Source organism: Streptococcus sp. SS4, from assembly GCF_030440125.1.
Taxonomy (GTDB): Bacteria; Bacillota; Bacilli; order Lactobacillales; family Streptococcaceae; genus Streptococcus.
Window position 1 is genome coordinate 60,807 of sequence record NZ_JAQFJM010000002.1, and the last position, 21,530, is coordinate 82,336.

General features: G+C 40.3%; 23 protein-coding genes. All 23 read right to left on the minus strand.

What is annotated here, in order from left to right; translation table 11 throughout:
- Nucleotides 1-164: 164 nt before the first annotated feature.
- Nucleotides 165-419, minus strand: coding sequence for a Txe/YoeB family addiction module toxin (locus PCY16_RS02385; protein ID WP_021143706.1), 255 nt, complete (start codon nucleotides 417-419; stop codon nucleotides 165-167).
- Nucleotides 420-422: 3 nt separating this feature from the next.
- Nucleotides 423-677 (minus strand): type II toxin-antitoxin system Phd/YefM family antitoxin, encoded by a 255-nt coding sequence (locus tag PCY16_RS02390; protein WP_060971904.1) that lies wholly within the window; start codon nucleotides 675-677, stop codon nucleotides 423-425.
- A gap of 141 nt (nucleotides 678-818) precedes the next feature.
- Nucleotides 819-1,910, minus strand: coding sequence for a nucleotidyltransferase (locus PCY16_RS02395; RefSeq protein WP_195413987.1), 1,092 nt, complete (start codon nucleotides 1,908-1,910; stop codon nucleotides 819-821).
- Between the two features lie 6 nt (nucleotides 1,911-1,916).
- Nucleotides 1,917-2,657, minus strand: a complete 741-nt coding sequence (locus PCY16_RS02400) for a class I SAM-dependent methyltransferase (RefSeq protein WP_004183284.1) — start codon at nucleotides 2,655-2,657, stop codon at nucleotides 1,917-1,919.
- Between the two features lie 441 nt (nucleotides 2,658-3,098).
- The gene (gene rsfS / locus PCY16_RS02405) at nucleotides 3,099-3,449 is read right to left on the minus strand and encodes a ribosome silencing factor (protein WP_002891669.1); all 351 of its coding nucleotides are present in this window, start codon (nucleotides 3,447-3,449) and stop codon (nucleotides 3,099-3,101) included.
- A gap of 14 nt (nucleotides 3,450-3,463) precedes the next feature.
- Complete coding sequence (locus PCY16_RS02410; protein WP_004183286.1) at nucleotides 3,464-3,964, minus strand: cysteine hydrolase family protein; 501 nt, start codon at nucleotides 3,962-3,964, stop codon at nucleotides 3,464-3,466.
- A gap of 3 nt (nucleotides 3,965-3,967) precedes the next feature.
- Nucleotides 3,968-4,561, minus strand: coding sequence for a bis(5'-nucleosyl)-tetraphosphatase (symmetrical) YqeK (gene yqeK / locus PCY16_RS02415; protein WP_195413988.1), 594 nt, complete (start codon nucleotides 4,559-4,561; stop codon nucleotides 3,968-3,970).
- The gene (locus PCY16_RS02420; RefSeq protein WP_064520552.1) at nucleotides 4,558-5,190 is read right to left on the minus strand and encodes a nicotinate-nucleotide adenylyltransferase; all 633 of its coding nucleotides are present in this window, start codon (nucleotides 5,188-5,190) and stop codon (nucleotides 4,558-4,560) included. Before PCY16_RS02420 ends, yqeK begins: the two co-directional genes overlap by 4 nt.
- 105 nt (nucleotides 5,191-5,295) lie before the next feature.
- On the minus strand, nucleotides 5,296-5,613 hold the full coding sequence (gene yhbY, locus PCY16_RS02425) for a ribosome assembly RNA-binding protein YhbY (protein ID WP_002884193.1): 318 nt from the start codon (nucleotides 5,611-5,613) through the stop codon (nucleotides 5,296-5,298).
- 29 nt (nucleotides 5,614-5,642) lie between these two features.
- Complete coding sequence (gene yqeH / locus PCY16_RS02430; RefSeq protein WP_002891673.1) at nucleotides 5,643-6,761, minus strand: ribosome biogenesis GTPase YqeH; 1,119 nt, start codon at nucleotides 6,759-6,761, stop codon at nucleotides 5,643-5,645.
- Nucleotides 6,761-7,288 carry a YqeG family HAD IIIA-type phosphatase gene (locus PCY16_RS02435; protein WP_002891674.1) on the minus strand — a complete coding sequence of 176 codons (528 nt, stop codon included), beginning with the start codon at nucleotides 7,286-7,288 and terminating at the stop codon, nucleotides 6,761-6,763. The genes yqeH and PCY16_RS02435 overlap by 1 nt, the downstream gene beginning before the upstream one ends.
- 136 nt (nucleotides 7,289-7,424) lie before the next feature.
- Nucleotides 7,425-8,342 carry a DMT family transporter gene (locus PCY16_RS02440; RefSeq protein WP_037602455.1) on the minus strand — a complete coding sequence of 306 codons (918 nt, stop codon included), beginning with the start codon at nucleotides 8,340-8,342 and terminating at the stop codon, nucleotides 7,425-7,427.
- A 97-nt stretch (nucleotides 8,343-8,439) separates the two neighbouring features.
- Complete coding sequence (locus tag PCY16_RS02445) at nucleotides 8,440-9,483, minus strand: 2,3-butanediol dehydrogenase (protein ID WP_037602457.1); 1,044 nt, start codon at nucleotides 9,481-9,483, stop codon at nucleotides 8,440-8,442.
- Between the two features lie 158 nt (nucleotides 9,484-9,641).
- Nucleotides 9,642-10,025, minus strand: a complete 384-nt coding sequence (locus tag PCY16_RS02450; RefSeq protein ID WP_195413989.1) for a hypothetical protein — start codon at nucleotides 10,023-10,025, stop codon at nucleotides 9,642-9,644.
- A 127-nt stretch (nucleotides 10,026-10,152) separates the two neighbouring features.
- The gene (locus tag PCY16_RS02455) at nucleotides 10,153-11,415 is read right to left on the minus strand and encodes a hypothetical protein (protein ID WP_195413990.1); all 1,263 of its coding nucleotides are present in this window, start codon (nucleotides 11,413-11,415) and stop codon (nucleotides 10,153-10,155) included.
- 95 nt (nucleotides 11,416-11,510) lie between these two features.
- Complete coding sequence (gene gatB / locus PCY16_RS02460; protein WP_195413556.1) at nucleotides 11,511-12,953, minus strand: Asp-tRNA(Asn)/Glu-tRNA(Gln) amidotransferase subunit GatB; 1,443 nt, start codon at nucleotides 12,951-12,953, stop codon at nucleotides 11,511-11,513.
- Nucleotides 12,953-14,419, minus strand: a complete 1,467-nt coding sequence (gene gatA / locus PCY16_RS02465) for an Asp-tRNA(Asn)/Glu-tRNA(Gln) amidotransferase subunit GatA (RefSeq protein WP_195413555.1) — start codon at nucleotides 14,417-14,419, stop codon at nucleotides 12,953-12,955. The genes gatB and gatA overlap by 1 nt, the downstream gene beginning before the upstream one ends.
- On the minus strand, nucleotides 14,419-14,721 hold the full coding sequence (gatC, locus tag PCY16_RS02470; protein WP_073949715.1) for an Asp-tRNA(Asn)/Glu-tRNA(Gln) amidotransferase subunit GatC: 303 nt from the start codon (nucleotides 14,719-14,721) through the stop codon (nucleotides 14,419-14,421). Before gatC ends, gatA begins: the two co-directional genes overlap by 1 nt.
- Nucleotides 14,722-14,860: 139 nt before the next feature.
- Nucleotides 14,861-16,333: a glycosyltransferase gene (locus PCY16_RS02475; protein WP_301353524.1), complete on the minus strand. Its 1,473-nt coding sequence runs from the start codon at nucleotides 16,331-16,333 to the stop codon at nucleotides 14,861-14,863.
- Complete coding sequence (locus tag PCY16_RS02480) at nucleotides 16,314-17,612, minus strand: accessory Sec system glycosyltransferase GtfB (RefSeq protein WP_195413553.1); 1,299 nt, start codon at nucleotides 17,610-17,612, stop codon at nucleotides 16,314-16,316. The genes PCY16_RS02475 and PCY16_RS02480 overlap by 20 nt, the downstream gene beginning before the upstream one ends.
- Before the next feature lie 50 nt (nucleotides 17,613-17,662).
- Entirely contained in the window at nucleotides 17,663-18,544 is an 882-nt protein-coding gene (locus tag PCY16_RS02485) for a glycosyltransferase family 2 protein (protein ID WP_195413552.1), read from the minus strand.
- Between the two features lie 3 nt (nucleotides 18,545-18,547).
- Nucleotides 18,548-19,756 (minus strand): glycosyltransferase, encoded by a 1,209-nt coding sequence (locus tag PCY16_RS02490; protein ID WP_195413551.1) that lies wholly within the window; start codon nucleotides 19,754-19,756, stop codon nucleotides 18,548-18,550.
- Between the two features lie 218 nt (nucleotides 19,757-19,974).
- The gene (locus tag PCY16_RS02495; protein ID WP_060972570.1) at nucleotides 19,975-21,414 is read right to left on the minus strand and encodes a 6-phospho-beta-glucosidase; all 1,440 of its coding nucleotides are present in this window, start codon (nucleotides 21,412-21,414) and stop codon (nucleotides 19,975-19,977) included.
- Between the last annotated feature and the right edge of the window lie 116 nt (nucleotides 21,415-21,530).

A 21,530-nucleotide genomic window follows, 5' to 3' on the forward strand; every position in this document is an offset into this window, starting at 1 on the left:
ACCTTTTTACAAGGATTTAGGCTAGTCCTGCAATCTCATAAGGAAGCTATTCCTTATGAGATTATAATACACCATTAGTCAGTAAAGGTCAATAGTTTTATTTGGTCTTTTTGACCTTTTTGAAAATAATTTACGGAAAGTAAAAAAGCCTACCAAAGGTAGACCTAATAATGATCTTTAAAAGAGAGAAAGGCGACACTCTTACCATCAATCATATAAATCAAACGATTTTCAGCATCAATTCGTCGAGACCAAGCTCCTTGAAAGTCATACTTCAAGGGTTCTGGTTTCCCAATACCTGAAAAAGGATCCCGTTGAATATCTTTAATTAGCTTATTAATTCGCTTAAGTGTCTTCCTATCCTGATTTTGCCAATAACAATAATCCATCCATGCATCTTCAGTGAAAGTGAGTAACATTTTCTACTCCTTTAGTGCATGCTCTTGAGTCTCTCCAGCACGTACCTGAGCCATTCCTCTTAAAACCTTGTCTGAAAGTTCTTTATTTTGAACAATACGCAATGTTTCTTGAATGCTATCCCACTCACTCTTTGAGACCACTACAATATCTTCATCAGGATTTTTATTGACTACAGCTAGAGGTTCAAATTCATCATTAACCTTTTTCATATAATCCTTCAAATGATTTCGAAACGTTGAATAGACGACTGCTTCCATTAGCATACCTCATTTTCCTCTTTTCTTTTATTATATACCAAAAGTATAAACTTGTCAGGAACTTGTACAAGTTTATACTTTCTATTACATTTATTCGAAAAAGAAGCAAAAAAGCCTACCAGAGGTAGACCTTCTATAAAACTATTTTACTCTAATAGGTACACGTCCAAAGTTTTGTTCGCAAAGCTCGGGGTTACCTAATTGATAAACATTATCCGCTTGTTGTGTAAGCATATCCCAAGGTTCCCTTCCAATCCGAGCCACTATATCCACAGTCTTTTTCACAGATTTGAGATGAGACTGCCCTTTTTGAGAAAATCCAAGGACATGAATGGATTCAGGCAGAGGGTTGTCCACAGCTCCGACAAGGATATAGGTCAAAATACGACGTACACGAGCCTTTGTATAGCGTTTAGTTGCTACCTTATCCACTAGTTCCTCCACAGAAGAAATCTCACGGATAGCAGCTTTTAAACGTCTAGCAATCTCTTCATTCACTTGGAAAATACTAGTCAAATCGGGGTTTGTAAGAATCTGATAAACCAGCAATTGGAAATAATTATCCCAAGAGACCTGTGGAGATGTCTGAAAAAGTTTACTATCGGGCATGAACTTATCCACAAAATCACTATCTTGCTTGTGGAGACGTAGGCTGGTCGCTGAGGCGAAAGATACTTCCTTATCTGAGGAATGATAGCCGGCTCCTTGTCTCTGGATAGGATTCAACTTAATACCCTTACCAGCACAAGCTTTGGCATAGGCTAAGCCTAGGATATGATTGGGTGTATTGCCAGTAAAGGCTACACCAGCAAACTTTTCCCACATTTTTTGTGTCTTCTGTGGATAAGATAGGTCACTCGGCAAGTTTTCCACAAAGGCTTCCATGTCCTCTGACTTTTCAGCATAGACATTTGCTATTGCCTGGTAATCTAGGACTTCTTCCGTGCCAAAAGTAAGGCTATCAATCCCCAGTCGGGACAAGATATGGACGGCCCCAGCAGCAAAATAATCGGCAGACTGGACTGACGTCAAGAAAGGCAACTCAACCACGAGGTCTGCCCCATTTTCCAAAGCCATCTGAGTCCTAATCCACTTATCCACAATAGCTGGCTCACCTCGCTGGACAAAATTCCCGGACATGGCAACGATTTTTACGCCTTCAGCCTGATCCAAGAGATACTTGTGGCCGTTATGAAAAGGATTGAACTCAGCAATAATACCTGTAACTGTCATAGGCTCTTATTTTTGGGCCACAAAGAACCAACGGGCACTAGTTTCAGTCGGTTCCTTGTCCTCGAAATCAGCGTAAAGTTTGAAGGATTTGAAGCCAGCCTGCTCCAGCAAGATATCATAAGTCAAGACCTCATAGGTGCGTTCCTCATGGACCTCATCATGACGGCTAAAGCTTCCATCTTCCTCTTGGACAAAGAAAGTTAATTCATGGACAATAGAATGCGGAGCCGCATCCTCATAGGTATCCCAGAGCATAGCAAAGTCTTCTGCATTTTCATGGTAGGAATAGCCAGGGAAAACCTCATCCGTCTGATAGGTTGAGTGCACATCAAAGATAAAGACGCCATCTTCATTCAGTGCATTATAAACCTCTTTGAAGACATCCCCAACCTCTACTTCGTCCTGCATATAGCAGATAGAATCTGAGTAACAAGTCACAAAGTCGTACTTACCAGCTTGCGATAAATTCAACATGTTGCCTTCAATAAAGTCAATTTTCTGTTTGGCGGAAGCCGCACGCTTCTCCGCAATCTTCAACATATCAGCACTCAAATCGAGTCCAGTTACATCAAAACCAGCTTGAGAAAAACGTACAGATTGAATCCCAGTTCCACAAGCCAATTCAAGCAATTTCTTTTTATCCTTAGTCTTTGGCAAATGACGAAGCGAAAAATCCGTCCACAAATCGTAAAGACTATCATCCATAACAGCGTCGTAGACCGCCGCAAAAGTTTCATAAGTAGCCATAATGATGATACCAAGTCCGTCCGTAATCGGAATGAAAATTAGGGGAGTGAGACAGAACGAGTTTTCTTAGAAAAATCGTTCGTTGTCTCACCCCCGCAAGGCTGATTAGGTACTCTTCCGAGCTTAAAAAGCGAATGAAGAGTCCAATCAGCTACTGCGCCAAATAATAAATTTTAATAATGATAATTTGACATAGAACTATCTATTTTCCGACGATTACAGGACGGGTTCAAATCCTTTCTAAGATACAAAGAGCGTTAAAAGCAAAGAAAAAATAGGAAACTTTCTGCCGTATCGCTAGATACAAAGAAAGTTTATCTTTTTCTCACAGCTTTTAGCTCGCGTTCAGTTAACAAACCAACCAAACACAAGGCTCTATCCTTCCTATTAAATCTTTAGTTTAAGCAACAAAACCCAGTTGTCGCCAACTGAGTTCAATTTTTATGCCAAATAAGCTGACACATCCACCATTGGTGCTTCATGCCAGAGTTTTTCAAGGTTATAGTGTGCACGTTCATCTTCTGTAAAGATGTGAACAACAACATCGTTAAGATCCAAAAGAATCCAACCACCCTTGTTGTCACCTTCCATGTGACTAGCGTCAAGGCCAGCTTCTTTCACTTTCTCACGGATGTTGTCGGCAATAGCTTCCAACTGACGACTGTTCATTGCACTCAAAATAACAAAATAATCTGTTAGACTTGTAAGGCCGTACAAATCAAGGGCAACAATGTCTTCAGCTCGCTTTTCATCAGCAGCTTTGACAACCAATTCAAGTAATTCTTCTTTCATTTAATCCTCTTTCATTAAAAAATCGTTTTGTAATCTAAGACATCTGCAAAACGTTCATCCCAAATGTTCTCGTAAAATTCATTAATCGTTTCTGCTGGAATGTCGTCTCCATCAAAGGTTGTAACAGTACCTTCGGGAACGACTAACTTGTAGCCATGTTCGAAAGCAACTTTAACGGATGTATCAACACAATACTCCGTCTGCATACCGCATAAGACTAGTTTCTCAATTCCTTGTTGATCCAAGTATTCCTTTAATCCAGTCTCTTTAAACATGCTATTGTATCGCTTCTGAAAAACCTTTTCATCAGACTGTCTCTTTAATAGTGGCGATAATTTCCAATCTTCCGAGGTTAGAGCCTCTTCCGTTTCAATATGCTGAATATAGATAATTTCAATCTGCTGTTTTCTAGCCTGATCTTGTAAATAAGAGATTTTCTCTAACAGCTTTTGTGTTTCAAAACCTGTTTCCACTAAGATATTTTGTACATCAATAATAATAAAAGCTGTTTTCACTTACTAATCCTCTTTTAAGTAATGCACAAAAGCATTATAGGTTTCCAAGGTTTGTGGGAAAATCGGTAGAGCTTGGTGGGCCAAGTGTTCTACCGTATGGACTGTTTCAAAAGCAACTGCCTTAGCCAAGGATTGCTCTGCTACTTGTCTAGCTTCCTCTACCAAAGGGAAATTACGATTATGCTCAATATAATCAGCCACATAGACAATCTTATCTAGGGTTGACATTTCATGGCTTCCGACGGTATGGATCTCAATACTGCGTAGAATCTCAGAATCAGTCAAACCCAAATCTTCTTGGATTTTGTAAATCCCAACCATGCCATGCCAGACATTGTTCCCCCATTTTTTCAATTCAGGATCGAGCTCATACTTATCGATTAACTCTAAGAATTCCTGATCCGGAAGTTCCTTGGCATAATCATGAAGGAGGCCAGCCAAACCAGCTTTTTCAGTGTCGTAACCATACTTTTCAGCAAGAGCAATAGCAGCTCGCTCAACACCCAAAACATGATTGAAGCGTTTAGGACTCATGACCGCTCGAACTTTTTCAAGGAGTTCTTCACGAGAATAGTCTAGATATTTTTCATAGGTCATTTATAGAGCCCCGCTTTCTTGATGTAGGCAAGTACAGACTGGGGCACCATAAAGTTAGGTGTACGGTCCTTCTTAATGTAGGCTCTGACTGCACTCGAACTAATATCCATAAGGGGCACATCCACCCAAATAACTGGGTAAGAGGTTCCAGCCTTATACTTAGGACGCTGAACACCAACAAATTGGACCATCTCGATTAGTTCATCAATACGATGCCATTTTGGTAGGTATTCGACCATATCCGCTCCAATAATAAAGTAATAATCCGTATCAGGATTAGCCTCTGTCAAAAGCTTCATGGTGTCATAAGTATAACTGATTCCCTTGCGGTCCAACTCGATGGTTTCAATATCCAAACCCTCGATACCGTTAATAGCCAACATAAGCATATTAAGGCGATGTTGTTCATCAATAGTCTCTTTTTTATCGACATGAGGTGGCTCAAACTCAGGCATGAGAAGAACTTCGTCAAGACCTAACTGCTGACGCACCTGGTCCGCAACAACCAAGTGAGCATTGTGAACAGGATTGAAATTTCCACCTAAAATTCCCACCTGCTTACGGCCAGTATCTTTGATTTCTTCTTCTAGTTGAACCTTTGTAAATGGGGTTACGAGATCCAGTGCCATGTACGCCTCCTCTTTTTCAAGCATTATACAACTGACTTAAGGCTAGCTGATGCTTCAAAAGTGTTCCTATACCTTAGTTTATCCTTCACCAAGCAAAGTCAGCAACTATTTTTGGATAGCTTTGACCTTTGGTGACAACTTACGATTTTCTTTTTTAGCTGACTCTTTATAGAGAATCAAGATACGTCCAATCTTAAGAACTGTATCACAGCCAATTTCTTCTTCCAAGATTTCAGCAACCTCATGAATATCTTCCATAGTGTTTTGGAGTAGGGTTACTTTGATCAATTCACGGGCATCAAGGGCGTTGCGAACGCTAGTTTTGATATGGTCGTTAAGACCGTTTTTTCCGATTTGTACAATAGGTTTAAGTGTGTGTGCTTCCGATTTGAGGAAGGCACGTTGTTTTGATGTTAATGACATGTTTATTCCTTTTAACTACTTAATTAAGTTTAAATAATCGCTTTTCGTACGGCAACGCCAACACCTTCTGGTGCCCAAGCAGCAACGATGGTTGGTTGGTCAGCTTTTCCTTGGACACGGATCCATCCTAATCCTGAGAAGACAATGTCTGTCTTATCTTTAACAGTAAATTCATGACGAACAAGTTTTGGAAAATCAGCCAATTCCTTTGGTCCAGGAGGCATGAGAAGACTTCCAACATGCTTATCATAGAAGGCATCTGCGCCTTCAAGTTTGGTACGATGTAGCTTCAAGTTATTATCAAAGAAGGCTGTAAAACCTTGCTTATTCCCATCAATAAAGTCAAAACGTCCAAGACCGCCTAGGAATAAGCTTTGTCCTGCATTTAACTGGTAAGTTTTTGGCTTAATTTCCTTCTTAGGACTAACGTACTTGAGATCCTTCGCTGACAGATAGTGTGCCATCTGGTGTCGGTGAATAATTCCTGGTGTATCAAAAATATAGCTACCGTCATCCAATGGGATTTCAATCTTATCAAGGGTCGTTCCTGGAAAACGAGAGGTTGTAATAACATCTTTATCACCAGTAATTTCTTTGATGATGGCATTGATTAAGGTTGATTTACCAACATTCGTAACACCAACAACATAGACATCACGACCCTTACGGAGTTTTTCAATACGTTGAATCAACTCTTTAATGGCATGGTGATTTTGGGCAGACGTCAACATGACATCCACCGGACGCATGCCTTCTTCGTGGGCACGTTCTGTCAACCATTGGGTTACCTTACCATCTTTAACAGATTTAGGCAGGATATCCTTTTTATTTCCAACCAAGAGCACATCATTACCCGAAACAAAGCGTGATAAGCCTGGTATGATTGATCCATTAAAATCAAAAATATCAACGACATTGACAACGAGGGCATCACTATCACCAACTTCATGAAGCAATTTTAAAAATTCATCATCTGTGATGTGGACATCCACAATCTCATTGTAATGACGAAGACGGAAACAGCGTTGGCAGTATAACTCACCTGTTTCTTCGGCCTTTTTAATAGAGCTAGCAGGTGTGAAACCTGCTTTTTCTTTATCTTCTGTTTGAATTTGGGCTCCACACCCAATACAAAATAATTCTTCCATTAAATTCCTTTGTTGAAGGTCATTGGACCATATGCTTTTTCAATCTTTTTCCACATGCGACGTTCACGCCAACGGTTAAACTTGGTTACCCAAGCATCTGATTTCACCAAAGGCTTGACCAAAATCGATCGAATCCCAGCTCTGTGGCTAGCTCTGATGTCAGTCATTAGCTGGTCTCCCACCATAACGACCTCGTCTCGATTAAAGTGGTAACGCTCAATCGCTTCATTAATGCCTTTAGTGAAAGGCTTCATGGCACGACTCACGAAATCCACATGGAAATTGGCAACCGCACGTTCAACACGTTCATATTTATTGTTAGAGACCACAACTACCGGAATATCAGCCTCTGTCATCTCATCCAACCAAGCACGTAGCTCAGGAGTCCCATCAGGGTTGTTCCAAGCAATCAAGGTATTGTCCAAATCGACCAAGACGGCACGAATACCGTGTTCACGTAGCTGGTCAGGTTTCAAATCATAAACAGCCTCCACCATAAAATGGGGCCTGTAATCGTCTATAGTCATTTTCTCTCCAAAATGTTAGTTTACCTCTTATTCTACCATAATTTTAAGGTTTATGTGTGGGACTTAAGTCCTATTTTTTAAGAACATCCTTTACAGAACAATAAAGAAAAGAGCCACAATCACTCAGGCTCCATTCTTATCTTTGAATTTTTTCTTGTTTTTTAAGGGCAACTAAATTCTTAAGCGATATGATGATAACAGCAAGAACAATTAAAAACATTCCAACCACATCAATGGCAAAGAAGCGGTCCCCCATAATTAATACGGTCAAAATGACCGACGCTATAGGTTCTACCGAAGCCAAAAGACTCCCTTTGACAGCTCCAACCATGGTTGTCCCCTTAAGGAAAACGGTGTAAGCAAAGACTGTCCCAATGAAGACTAAGCCAAAGAGTGCTAGAAGATTTCCACTAGTCAAGGGTAGCTCGTACTTCCAGGCTTGGATAACAATCGGAAAGATTAAACCACCAATCAACAGACCTAAACCAATGACAATCAAACTTCCCCATTTTTCAATAGCCTTAGCAGGCAGTAAGATATAAATTGCATAGGTCACCGCCGAAAAGAGACCCCAGAACAAGCCCAGAGGTGTAATCGCCAGCTCCCTTATCTGACCATGCGTTGCGATGGTAAAGGTTCCCACAATAGCCATGATAATCGCCACTAGCTCTGCTGCTGTTGGGAACCTACGATATTTTGCACATACAAAAGCCAGGATGATAACTGGGGTGACATACTGCAAGACCGTCGCTGTCCCAGCATTAGTGTATTGAATAGCACTAAGATAGGCGTACTGATTTAGTACCAGACCAAAGAGCGCAAATAAGGCGATACTTACTAAGGTTTTTCTATCTTTAATAGCTTGTACTAATTTGTCTCGCTGCCTAAAAAAGACCGAAGCCGTTAGTAAAATACCAGACAAAAGCAAACGTAAACTCGTCAAAAGATTGACATTAACACCATGAGCCATTAGGTATTGACCAGAAACTCCTGAAAATCCCCAGGCAATTCCTGCAGTTATGACCATCAGACTACCTTTTAGCGTCTTTGACATAGTCACCTCCCAAATCTATTTGTTTCTGTTATTGTAACACAAAAAGGTCGAAACAAAACGGTTTCGACCTTTATCTATTCATTCGACCTTTATAAGCTTATTCTGGTTGAACTAAGATCTTAATTTGAGATTTATCTTGTGTTAATTCAACAAATCCTTCTTCAACGATATTCTCCAATTTAATTTTCTTAGTAACCAATTTATCAGCAGGGAAGTAGCCTTGTTCCATCAATTCCAAAACTTTAGGGAAGATGTGACGGTAGGCAATAATTCCTTTGAGAGATTTTTCTTGGATGGCGAATTCATTTGGATTGATGCTGGCTTCACGTTCCCAGATAGATACGACCATACATTCCCCAGCTTTATGAACAGCTGCAAGGGCTTGGCCTAAAACAACCGGAACCCCAGTAACTTCGTAAGAAACATCTGCTCCACCGCCTGTCAAACGATGGATAGCCTCTACGACTGTTTCCCCTTCTTCTGGGCGAACAACAATTGCTCCCAATTCTTCTGCTTTCGCTTGACGTTCAGGAGACAATTCAACCGCATAGATTTTTGATGCTCCTGCTGCACGAAGGGCTTCAACGATCAAAAGACCAATTGGTCCCAAGCCAAAGATAACAGCTGTATCCCCAGCTTTCAAAGCAGATTGACGGACTGCATACACAGCTACAGCAGCAGGTTCTGTAAGAGCGGCTTGTTCATAGCTCAAGCTATCTGGAATCACATGGACAAGATCACCGTCAAGGACACAATATTTGGCAAAACCACCATCTGCAGCAAGGCCGACAAAGTTCAAGTTTGGATCAAGGTTATAATCACCAATCAAGTTGTGCTCTGCAAGAATTGGTTCGATGGTTACACGATCGCCAACTTTGACACGAGTCACATTACTTCCGACTTCTACAATCTCACCAGAGAATTCATGTCCCAAAGTAACCGGTGCTTTTTGACCAGAATACACATGTTCTTCTGTTGGAATGAAGATTGGTCCATCCAAATATTCATGCAAATCTGTACCACAGATTCCTGTGAACTTGACTGCCACTTTTACTTGATGAGGCTGTACTTCAGGTACTTCCACTTCTTCGATACGAACGTCTTTCGCTGCATGCCAGCGAGCTGCTTTCATAGTAGCCATATGATGATCTCCTTGTTTTCACAATTTTTGGTTTTCTTTTCAGGAAACATTATACATCAAATTGTAAACGTTTTCTTTTTACTTGTCAAGGAAAAAGAGACCAAAAAAATAAGGGAAGTATCCTATGAAGTACCTCCCTAATCTAAACAATAGTTACCTTATTTCTTTTTGATTCCAGACACCTCTAGCCACCAACCCACAATCCAGCCAAGGACTAAAAGATAATTTTCAAGTGCTCCAATAGCATTCACTGAGTGATGATGTTGAAGATAACTAAGGAAATGATTGGTCCCAATACCCAGGCCACCTAGAATCAAAGCAAGCAGAACGGCTCTCAGATAAAACCAATCGTATTTGAGATTAACGGCAAGGAGGATGACCAGAACCGCCACATTCCAGATACCAATCTCCCTCTGCCAACCAACTGAAATGCCGTACCCCGAGTGACTTCCCATATAGGTTGGGAAGAATAGCTGAAAAATAATGGCACCAGTCATAGCAAGTATGACTAGGATAAATAGGACTCTTAATAATTTGTTCATAGGGTTGCTCCTACTTAATAGATGTTTTATTGAATACCATTAGTATAACAAAAAAGACCTAAGTATAACCTAGGTCTTTGAAGTTGATTATAATCTGTCGAAAAAAACTTTACTTTAAATTTGTTCGTTAATTATTAGGACAATAGTTTCCAACATAATTCAATATTTTAGATTTCCATGGATCTTCAATTGCTTTTTCAACATCTTTTGTTTTCACTCCCATAGATTTTACAAAAAAATTATTATATACATTTTTAGGTGTAGTAGAATCCAATAAGTGTGGTTCAACTTCTCCATTAATAAATGGTTTAAAAATAAGACAATCCTTTAAGACATCTAATTTCTCCTCTTTCTTTATTCCATATAATTTGTTACAATAGACGACTCCTTGAAATTGGATACTATTGTCAGACTTATTTATCTTAAATATAAAGTCAAAATCTTTAAGATTTTTGTTCGTCTTGATTATATATTTGTTGATATTCTTGGTAACAAAAACATATTCATATAACATCTGCATTACGAAAAACAAAAATATTGATAGTCCAAATGCAATTAAAGAAGGAATAATAAAATCTAATAAATTATTTGGATGATCTAATTTAAACTCAAGATTCTTATTCAAAAGCTTGAATTTAAAAGGATCTTCCTTAGATAATAAAATATAATAGACTCTAATTGCTATTAGGTAGATAAACCATATTATTTTAAAACATGTTTCAAAATAATCATAAACTGGTGTTGTTTCTATTTTAGATCCATAAAGAAATTGGTTTTGAGTTACAACAAATTCTTTTAAATATGGTAAAAGTAATGGAAGAAACCAAACTAGGATAGTTATTGCACTTTCTGATATTTTTCCGGTAGTCGAATCAAGAGAAATATAAAAGACAAATAAATCAAAAACTAAGAAAATCGCTACAAAAAATATCAACCCTAAAATAAATCCATCTAACACAAATTTGGATAATAGATTATCCATTTTTTGGGAAATTGTTTTTCTCTTATAGAGAGAACTAAATCCAAACATAGTTCCTAAAAACAAAACTAACGATAGAATCCCACTGAAACTGCTTTTCCAAAAATAAAAGAGAACTAAAAAAATAGTAGCAAAAACTTCAAAGAAAAACAAAATCTCGATAAATATAAACAAGGTCCTAAATAAAACTATAAAACATTTTTCTGCTTTATTTTTATCAGCTAGAAACTGTGTTTTTTTATGACACTTCTGATAAAAGAATGAAACTATTTGTATCAAAAGACTTATAACAAACCACAGCAATAAAATTAAATTAAAGTTTAATCCAAAATAATAAACTCCAATACTTAAAAATAATAAGATAGTGACCAACCCAATTTCAGGGTCTAAATTTTCTACAAACTTTTTCATATATAAAACCTCCGTTCTTTAGTATACAAAAAAAGCTAGCCTATATTCTATGTTCAACAAAGAATGAGACTAGTTTTTATATTAGAAAAAATTTATCAATCTTCTTTCAACTTCGCCAATTCTTGGGCAAGTAGCTTGAGGGCTACTTGTGGGTTGGCTTGGCCTTTGGTTACTTTCATGAGGAAGCCTGTGAAGGCCTTGTCAGCGTTACGTTTACCTGACTTGAAGTCGGCTACGGCTGCTTCATTGTCTGCAAAGACTTGGTGGATGATTGGAATCAAGACTTCAGGGTCTGAAATCTGTACCAATCCAGCTTTTTCGACGTATTCACGCGCACCGCCACCGTTTTTTGCCAAGTGAACGAAGACTTTCTTGGCAATCTTAGAAGAGATGGTTCCATCTTCGATGATGGCAATCATTTCGACCAAGTTTTCTGGTGTCAACTCGATTTGTTCCAGCGTTTTACCTTCTGCGTTCAAGAATTGCGCGACTTCCCCTTGGAGCCAGTTAGACACTTGCTTGGCATCTCCACCAAGGGCTACCGCTGCTTCAAAGAAGTCAGAAGTGACTTTCGTCGCTGTCAATTGGTTGGCATCGTAGTCAGACAAGCCAAGCTCTGCCACATAGCGAGCTCGACGGTCTTTTGGAAACTCTGGCAACTCCGTGCGCATTTCCTCAATCCACTCATCTGAGATTTCAAACAAGGGAAGGTCTGGTTCTGGGAAGTAACGGTAATCTGCTGCCCCTTCTTTGACACGCATAAGGATCGTGCTCTTGTTGGCCTCATCATAACGGCGTGTTTCTTGACGAATGACACCACCCGAACGCAAGATTTTCGCTTGGCGCTCCACTTCGTATTCAAGACCTTTACGGACGTTGGAGAAGGAGTTCAAGTTTTTCAACTCCGTCTTGGTACCAAATTCCTCTTGGCCGTATGGGCGAAGGGAAATGTTGGCATCCACCCGCATTGATCCTTCTTCCATCTTGACGTCAGAAATACCTGTGTATTGGATGACTTCTTTCAAAGCTGTCAAATAAGCATAGGCTTCTTCTGGAGAACGCATATCTGCTTCAGACACGATTTCAATCAATGGAACCCCTTGACGGTTAAGGTCTACGTAAGAGAATCCATCTGTTCCGTGCGTGTTCTTACCAGCATCTTCTTCCAAGTGGGCCCGTTCAATCCCGATTTTCTTCGTTGAGCCGTCTTCCAATTGCACTTCAATCCAACCGTTGTAACCGATTGGCTCGTCAAATTGTGAAATTTGGTAAGCCTTTGGATTATCAGGGTAAAAATAGTTCTTACGGTCAAAGTGCATGTGCTGATGGATATCCATATTCAAGGCCAAAGCAGCCTTGATCCCAGCGTCCACAACACCCTTGTTCAAGACAGGAAGCACCCCTGGGAAAGACCAGTCAATCACATTAGTGTTGGCATTTTGCTCGTTCCCAAAGTGGGCAGAGGTTGGTGAGAAAATTTTTGAGTTTGTATTCAATTCAACGTGGACTTCAAGTCCGATGACTGTTTCAAAGTTCATTAATTGTCACCTCCGAAAATAAGGGGTTGTTGCTTGTGGTAATCCGTCGTAGCTTCAAAGGCAGCTGCAGCTTGGTAGATTGTTTCTTCAGAATACTTAGGACCAATCAACTGCAAACCAACTGGAAGACCTTGCGCAAAACCTGCAGGAATCGAAATTCCTGGAAGACCTGCCAAGTTGACTGGAATGGTCAAGAGGTCAGCCAAGTACATGGCAACCGGATCATGGTTGAGCGAATCCAAATCAAAGGCTACACTTGGAGCTGTTGGACCAAGGATAAGATCGTAATCCGCAAAGACTTTTTCGAAGTCTCGGATAATGAGGGTACGGACTTGACCAGCTTTCTTGTAGTAGGCATCGTAGTAACCAGATGACAAACTAAAGGTACCCAGCATAATCCGACGTTTGACTTCATCACCAAAGCCTTGGCTACGAGTGTTCACATAGATGTCATCCAAGTTCTTGGCATCTTCCGCACGGAAACCATAACGAATACCATCGAAACGTTGCAAGTTTGATGAAGCTTCAGATGAAGCAATGATGTAGTAAACGGCAACCCCGTATTTAGAATGAGGCAGGTTGACTTCTTCGACAGTTGCTCCCAATTTTTCAAAGTGCTTAGCTGCATTAAGGATAGTTTCTTTGACTTCTGGGTCAATTCCTTCCCCAAGGTATTCCTTAGGAAGGGCAATCTTCATGCCTTTGATGTCTTGACCAATTTTAGAAGTAAAATCGGCTACGCGTACTGGCGCTGAAGTTGAATCCTTGGCATCTTCACTGGCAATAACATTGAGCAATTGGGCATTTTCCTTAACCGTTGGTGAGAAGGTACCAATTTGGTCAAGTGAGCTACCAAAGGCAATAAGACCGAAACGTGACACAGTTCCATAAGTTGGTTTGAGACCAACAATCCCGTTGAAGGCAGCTGGTTGGCGGATAGAACCACCAGTATCAGAACCAAGAGACAAACGAACTTGCCCTGAAGCGACAGAAGCTGCTGAACCACTAGAAGATCCACCAGGCACCTTGCTGTGGTCCCAAGCATTTTTAGTCGCCCCATAGTAAGATGTTTCACCAGATCCACCCATAGCAAATTCATCCATGTTGGTCTTCCCGATGACAATCATATCTTTGGCTTTTGCATTGGCAACAGCTGTCGCATCAAAGATAGGCTCGTAGTTGTAGAGCATTTTTGATGCCGCAGTCGTCAAGATACCATCTGTTGAGATATTGTCTTTGACAGCGAGTGGAATCCCTGACAGGAGGTTATCTTTTTCGATTCCTTTTTCGTCAATAGCCTTAGCTTGGGCAAGTGCTGCTTCTTCAGCCACCGTCACAAAGGCATTGACAGCTTCTTCACGCGCCTTGATATCGTCAAGTGTCGCTTGTGTCAATTCGGTTGCTGAAATTTCCTTAGAGACAAGGAGATCGTGCAACTCTTCAATGGTTTTATTGTTGAATGACATTAGGCATCTCCTCCATCTTCTAGGATAGCTGGTACCTTAATGTAATAGTTATCTTTTTCAGGTACATTTTTAAACAAGCGGTCACGGTCTGTCCCTTTTTCAGCAACATCCGGACGCAATACGGTCTTACGATCAGCCATGGTCGTTATTGGGGCAACACCTGTTGTGTCCACTTCTTCCAACAATTCCACCATGTCGACAATTTTAGACAAGGTTGTCGCAAACTCAGCTGTCTCTTCTGGAGAGAATTTCAATTTTGAAAGATTGGCAACGTGGGTTACCTCTTCTTGCGTAATTTTCATCTTGCTTCCTTTCGTGAAATGATGATTTTTCAATACGTTCTATTTTACCATAATTAGGCCTATTTTGCTTGGAGGATAAAAAAACTGTAGTAACTTTTTTGTCACTACAGTTTACAGAGATAGAGCTTTTTCAAAACACTTATCGTATGGCTATCAAGAGCTTTCTCCAAGCCTCTAGGATTTCTGGTTTCAAATACTGTTTTGCCAGGTCATATGAGACTTGGTGCATAGACTCAAGATCACTTTCTAAGGCAAATACAATTTTGTCTGCCATCTGAGAAACAAGTAGGTTCTCATCCATAGTTTCGCTATAAGGAACCAGAAAGCCGTTTTTACCATCTTTGATGAAAGTTGGATTGCCATAACGGGCGTCAAAACCAACCAAGGCTAGACCTGCTCCCACAGCTTCCATCAGAGTCAAGCCAAAGGTCTCCCACTGAGAGGCGGTGACATAAAGTTCATACTGTGGGTAAACTTCACGCAAATCCGCATGTCCTCTAAGTTGGATGTAATCATTCGCCCCAAGAGTATCAATCAGATCTTGTAGATTCTCTTGCTCGCCACCTTTACCGTAGATGTCAAAGTGAAGATTTGGCTCTTTTTCATGAGCAAGGGCGACTGCTCTTATAGCTAAATCCAAGCGTTTACGTGGGTCCAATCGCGAAGCGGTCATCAAACTAAGAGGCTTCCTCTGCTCCTCTGGAAAACTAAGGTTATCCAAATGTCCCACTGCTAGGTCATGAATACTAGCATCTGTTACACCTTGCTTTTTCAAGGTATTCTCTAAAACAGCCTTTTGTGCCTCCGTAGCTGTAATGAAGAAATCAAAACGTTGGGCGTACTTAAAGATGTAATAATACTCATAGTAGAGGTCGCCATTTTCAAACTCATGCTCTGAATGAAAAACGAAGCCTAACTTTGCAGGTGTATCCAATTCATAAATCGGTCGCATAAACTCCATCAAGGAGGCCCTATCCAGCAACAAGGTATCCGCAGTTGTCAGTGGAAGTCTTGCTAGAAAACGACGCATGACCTCTGTTTTTGTTACTAAAATCTCAGTTCCCAACCTATATAACCAGCTGGTCCCTTGCTTGAGTTCTTCAAAGGCGATGCGACCATCTTTATTGTGATAACTTCTCCTGATGATAATGCCTTTTTCAAAGTATTCTGTGACTAATTTACTTGTTCCATACCACTCACGCTTTAAAAGCATACCATTGACGTGGTAATCCACATACCGCACACAACCTTTTTGGTAGGAATCCATCTTGAAGACTAAAGAAGTGCCATCAGAACAGACATAAACAGAGTCTGTTTCGCTTTGACTCTTCAAATCTAGACGTGTCAACTTAAATTTTTGCTGTAAGGCCCCCACTGTCAAGGATGGGATATGACTGTCTTGATCTGTAAAGCTAAGATAGGCATGGAGGAGTTCCTCGTAGCGATGCCCTAAAGCAAGATAATAGTCTAATTTATAGGGTTGTGGCCAGGTCGTAAAGACAAACTTAGCAGGCTCATTTAATTCACGTAGCATCAAAGCTCTCGACGCCTGGGCCACGTCCACACCATTAGGCTCAAAGCCCACCAATAGGTTAAAGGTGTAAATTGTCATCTTCTTCCCCCTTCAATCTAGTAAAGAAAGCTAAGATTTCTTCTCTCTCGGCGAGTTTCAAAACCTCTTTCTGACTTTCAAGAGCCTTAGGGTAAAACTCTGGTTGCTGTAAGAGTTGTCGGAAATCTTGCTCTAGTTCCTCTAAGGAAGTATAGACCGTTGGTAAGTCCTTATAGTAGTGACGATGAACCGTTGATTCTAAGCCATAAAGTAGCTGCCCATTTTCAATCGCATCCAATGTTGCATCAGATACTTCACTTCCATAATTCAAGTCTAAATAAATGAAACATTTCCTTAGTAGCTCTTGGTATTTCTCCTGACGAATCCCTGGGTAAAGATGGACATTTCCCTTATCTTCGAGACAAGTCAATTTAGGTCCCATACTAGTTTGGGCTCCAATGTGAAAGTCAATATCCGGAAAAGCATCAACCAAGTCAGCTAGTCCCTCAATATTTTCAGAAGCAGTCATCACCATAGCCTGAGGCACAAAAGTCTGGGAACCTTCTTGTTCAGCACCAGCTAAATAAATCATGCCTGAGCAACGTTCCTCTTGTGGATAATAATTAGTAATCAAAACATGATTCACTTGACTTTGAATAAACTCAAGACCATCATGACTGTCGGAGCAATAGACCAGACGATCAGCATTCAAGGTCTGCAAAATCGGGATTAGATTGGAATCCATACAGATGATAGCTTCGTCTGACTTTAGAATTTGATTTAAAACAACCTTAGTTAATTCTTCCCTACCCGAGAAAATCCTATCTCTTCCTTCAGATTCTTGATCAATCAAGTACCCATCTTGAATATAGTGAAGCAAGACCTCTTCTTGATTACGATTAAAGTAAATATCCATAATGCCTTGTCTCTGATCATCCAGAAGTCGCTGTTTGGTACGCCAACCATAGCGATTATAGTCGTCTATCGCAACAACTTTTTCCCCTTGTCCAAACCATTGGACTTGTTTGACCGTACGTTCCTTTAGATTGTCACGAAAAATGACACTAGCACGACGGTCTTGACCATCAAAAATATAGGTCGTAATCCCCAAAGTCCACAATTCCCAATATAGAGGAACTGACAAATCGTTAAAAAAGAGTGGTTCCCCTTGATAATCTTCCTCAGAGGAATAAATAAATGATGAAGCTAAACTAATAGTAGCTTTATCTACATCTGTTTCAAAATTAGTGTAAAACACACGGTACTGGATACCAAAGGAATCTAGTAATCTTCTCAGTTTTTCCGTTGCCTGACTGGGTTCTTGTGCAATAATGAGCATAGTTATCCTTTCTGACTAATCCAAGCTATAAATAGCTTAACCCTCGACCTTTATTGCTCCAAAAATCTCAAGTTAACCTGCGCCGTCTTATAGGTCTCAGTATCTTGAAGATTAGCTTCTTCCATTTTTTCAATCGCCCGTTTTAGACGCGTCTTATAAATATAACGATGCCAGGTCAAATCATAGCCCAACATACCTAGCAAAGCTAGTTTTTCATTCTTAGCTTCCATCTCATCTAAAACACGCTTCTCAGTCCAGACCTGTGACAGCGTATCCTTACGACCCACTCGGTACCAGTAGATACACTTCTCAGTATGAACCACACGATTGGCCTTTAACAAGAGTTTGTACATCAGGAAATTATCTTCAACATTTTTACCGACAGGAAAACGAAGATCCTCGAATAAGGAAATCTTGTAGAGTTTCATCATGGCACATGCCCAAGCCATATCTCGTGTCTCTTGAATGGCATCCTGATCTATGATGTCTCTTCCTTCATAGAGGGTTTCAGAAAAATCGTTCTCCGTCACCTTAATCAAAAACTTACTTGTACTCTCATTGAACAAGTTATAGTTGGCAATAGAAACATCTGATTCATACTTTTTAAGCTGAGTGTATAAGGTCTCCACATAATCCTCTGTTACCCAGTCATCTGGGTCTACAAAAGTGATGTAATCACCTGTGGCTAAGTCAATTCCTGTATTTCGGGCTGCAGATAAGCCCCCATTAACTTGTCGCACATAGCGAATACGCGAATCTCTCTTGAAAAATTCCTTGCAAATCTCCTCTGAATTGTCAGGAGAACCATCATTGACAAGAATGATTTCAAGTTTTGGATAAGTCTGATTCACTATCGTTTCCAAACACTGCTTCAGGTAAGCTTCCACATTATAAATGGGAATCACAATACTCACTACTTCTTTATTTTCCATGGTCTATCTCTCAATCGTATCTATATAGTCTCGAACTGCCTCTACCATTTGGTCTACTTGGTCATTCTTGAACACTTGATTTTTCCCAGTCTGGTCATGATTGGTCCCTTCAAAAGAGAAAATTGGAAGACCCAACTGATGAATCGTTTCTGTGATATGATCAACCTCGTCAAATGGGTTGATATCCAAATAAAAATCTATTTTTTCCAAAACCTTTCGACTGGTCAATGGATCAAAGGACGGATAGAGAATAAGGTTTGGATACTGCTCCAATTTCACCAAATTAAACCCAAAATGAGAATGAGCCAAAACATGAAAAGCTACATCTGGAAGAGCCTGCAGCAAATGTTCCAATTCAAAGATGTCTGCCGTATTAGTATAAATAGCCGTATGGTAAGGAAAATCACCTACCATATCACTAAAGCTAAGCTTTAAGGATGGCTTTCTCAATAAGATGTCTTCCCAAGATAGGGCATAATAAAACCACCAAATGTCTCTGAAACGATTGAAACGCTTAGAGGTCCAAGGTTTATTGTGAGAGGTGTAATGAATAACCGCTGGCACCCCTTTAAAAACATCATACCAATCCAAGTCCCCATATCTGTACTGATCCTTGTCAGAGCCTACTTGGAGATTATAAGTCCATGGAAGTTGGTGCCAGACGTCTTTAAAATAAAGATTCAAAATCCCTTGATCGCCATAAACATTTTGATGATGTTCTTTAGTTAAGTCAAAAAGAGACTCTGTCACCTTGTGTTGTCGCCACCAGTCGGTATCAATAACCATCAAACCAGCGTTAAAACCATCTGTCGTCGTTGGACGATCCACTACCGCTCCAATACCAAATCCGCCCAGATTTACTTCAAAAAGTGGTGACAAATCCTGCGTGAAGATCATGTCACAGTCTAAATAGAGAACACGATTTTCTTGAACAAACTCAGGTATCGCATAACGGAAAAAAGTCGCATAATGAATATGCGCACTTGGAAGCGAAAATTGTTTAAAGCTTTCTGCAGACACACGACAATTGAGAATTTCAGAATCAATAGCCTCTAAACGACGATTCATCAGCGTAAACCATTCTGTTGGTAAATTCTCATTTAGCACATAAATTTTCCACTGCCCTTGATGTGCACACAAAGATTTAAGAGCTACCTCTAACTTTTCCATATAGGATAGCTCAGCTACAAATACAACCGATTTTTTACCCATGTTTTCTTCCTCTCAAACTCTAACAAGAATATCATTTTTTAGAAAACATTACAATTTCTATCCCTTACAAAAAAAGCCAACCCTAAGGCTGACTTTAAATGGAGATCAATTTTCTCTTAGTGCTCGTTATATGAGTAAAACAGGATTCAGACTAGCACATGGCTTAGAACACCCAACACCTCTCAACTCATAGATGTCATTAGTCGAGAACTCACACCCTATTCTACAGAGGCACCGTTACTTGCGATAACTTCTTTGTACCAGTTAAATGATTTCTTCTTAGAGCGTTTAAGACTACCATTACCATCGTTATCTCGGTCCACATAGATGAAGCCATAACGTTTCTTCATTTCACCAGTTCCAGCAGAAACAAGGTCGATACAGCCCCAGGTTGTGTAACCCCAAAGCTCTACACCATCTTCATTGATAGCATCACGCATAGCCTTGATGTGGGCTGCCAAGTAGTCGATACGATAATCGTCTTCAACATAACCATTTTCATCTGGCGTATCCACAGCACCAAGCCCATTTTCAACGATAAACATTGGTTTTTGGTAACGATCCCAAATAGCATTGAGCGTAATACGAAGGCCTAGTGGGTCAATTTGCCAGCCCCACTCTGAAGCTTCCAAATAGGGATTTTTAATAGAGGCAAAGATATTTCCAGCAGTCTTTTCATTAACTTCTGGATCACCTGAAGCCACACGACTTGCATAGTAAGAGAAGGAAATAAAATCAACAGTATGCTCTTTAAGAAGGGCCAAATCTTCTTCAGTCATCTCAAGCTCAATGCCATCACGTTCCCACTGTTTCTTAGCATAATTTGGATACTCTCCACGAGCTTGAACATCAGTAAAGAAATAGCTACTACGGTCTTCTTGCATAGCTGCCCAGTAGTCACGTGGATGGGCTGTATTTGGATAATATTGACCTGCTGCCAACATACAACCGACCTTATTTTCAGGGTCAATCTCATGAGCCAATTTCGTCACCATAGCTGAGGCTACCAACTCATGGTGAGCAGCCTGATATTTAACCTGCTCCTCATTCTCACCCTCTTCAAAGCAGAGTCCTGCTCCCATAAATGGGGCATGGAGAATCATGTTGATTTCATTGAAAGTGAGCCAGTACTTAACCAAACCTTTAAAGCGTGTGAAAAGGGTACGGCAAAGATTTTCATAGAAGCCAAGCATCTTACGATTACGCCATCCTCCATACTCGGTAATCAAGTGCATTGGACAATCAAAGTGTGTAATCGTCACCAAAGGTTCAATGCCATGCTTGTGACATTCCTTGAAGAGGTCCTCGTAAAAGGCAAGCCCAGCTTCATTTGGCTCAGCCTCATCACCCTTAGGAAAAATACGTGACCAAGCAATAGAAAGACGATAGGTCTTAAAGCCCATTTCACCAAAGAGAGCAATATCTTCCTTGTAACGGTGGTACATATCGATACTTTCCTTGGCCGGATAAAAATAACCATCCTCAAAATCAAACATCTTGCGACGTCCAGTGATAATGGAAAGGCGATCCTCACCAATTGGTACCACGTCAACATTGGCTAAACCACGCCCATCAGCATCATAGGCACCTTCACATTGGTTGGCTGCTGTCGCTCCACCCCACAAAAATCCATCAGGAAAAGTTAATTTTTTAGTCATTATTCTACCTCCTATATCTTTCGACTTAATATGGTAATAGTATACAATAGCCTGTAATCGTTTTCTTATAGTAAACTACGGAAAACTGATACTATCCTATGATTTTAGACAAAAAA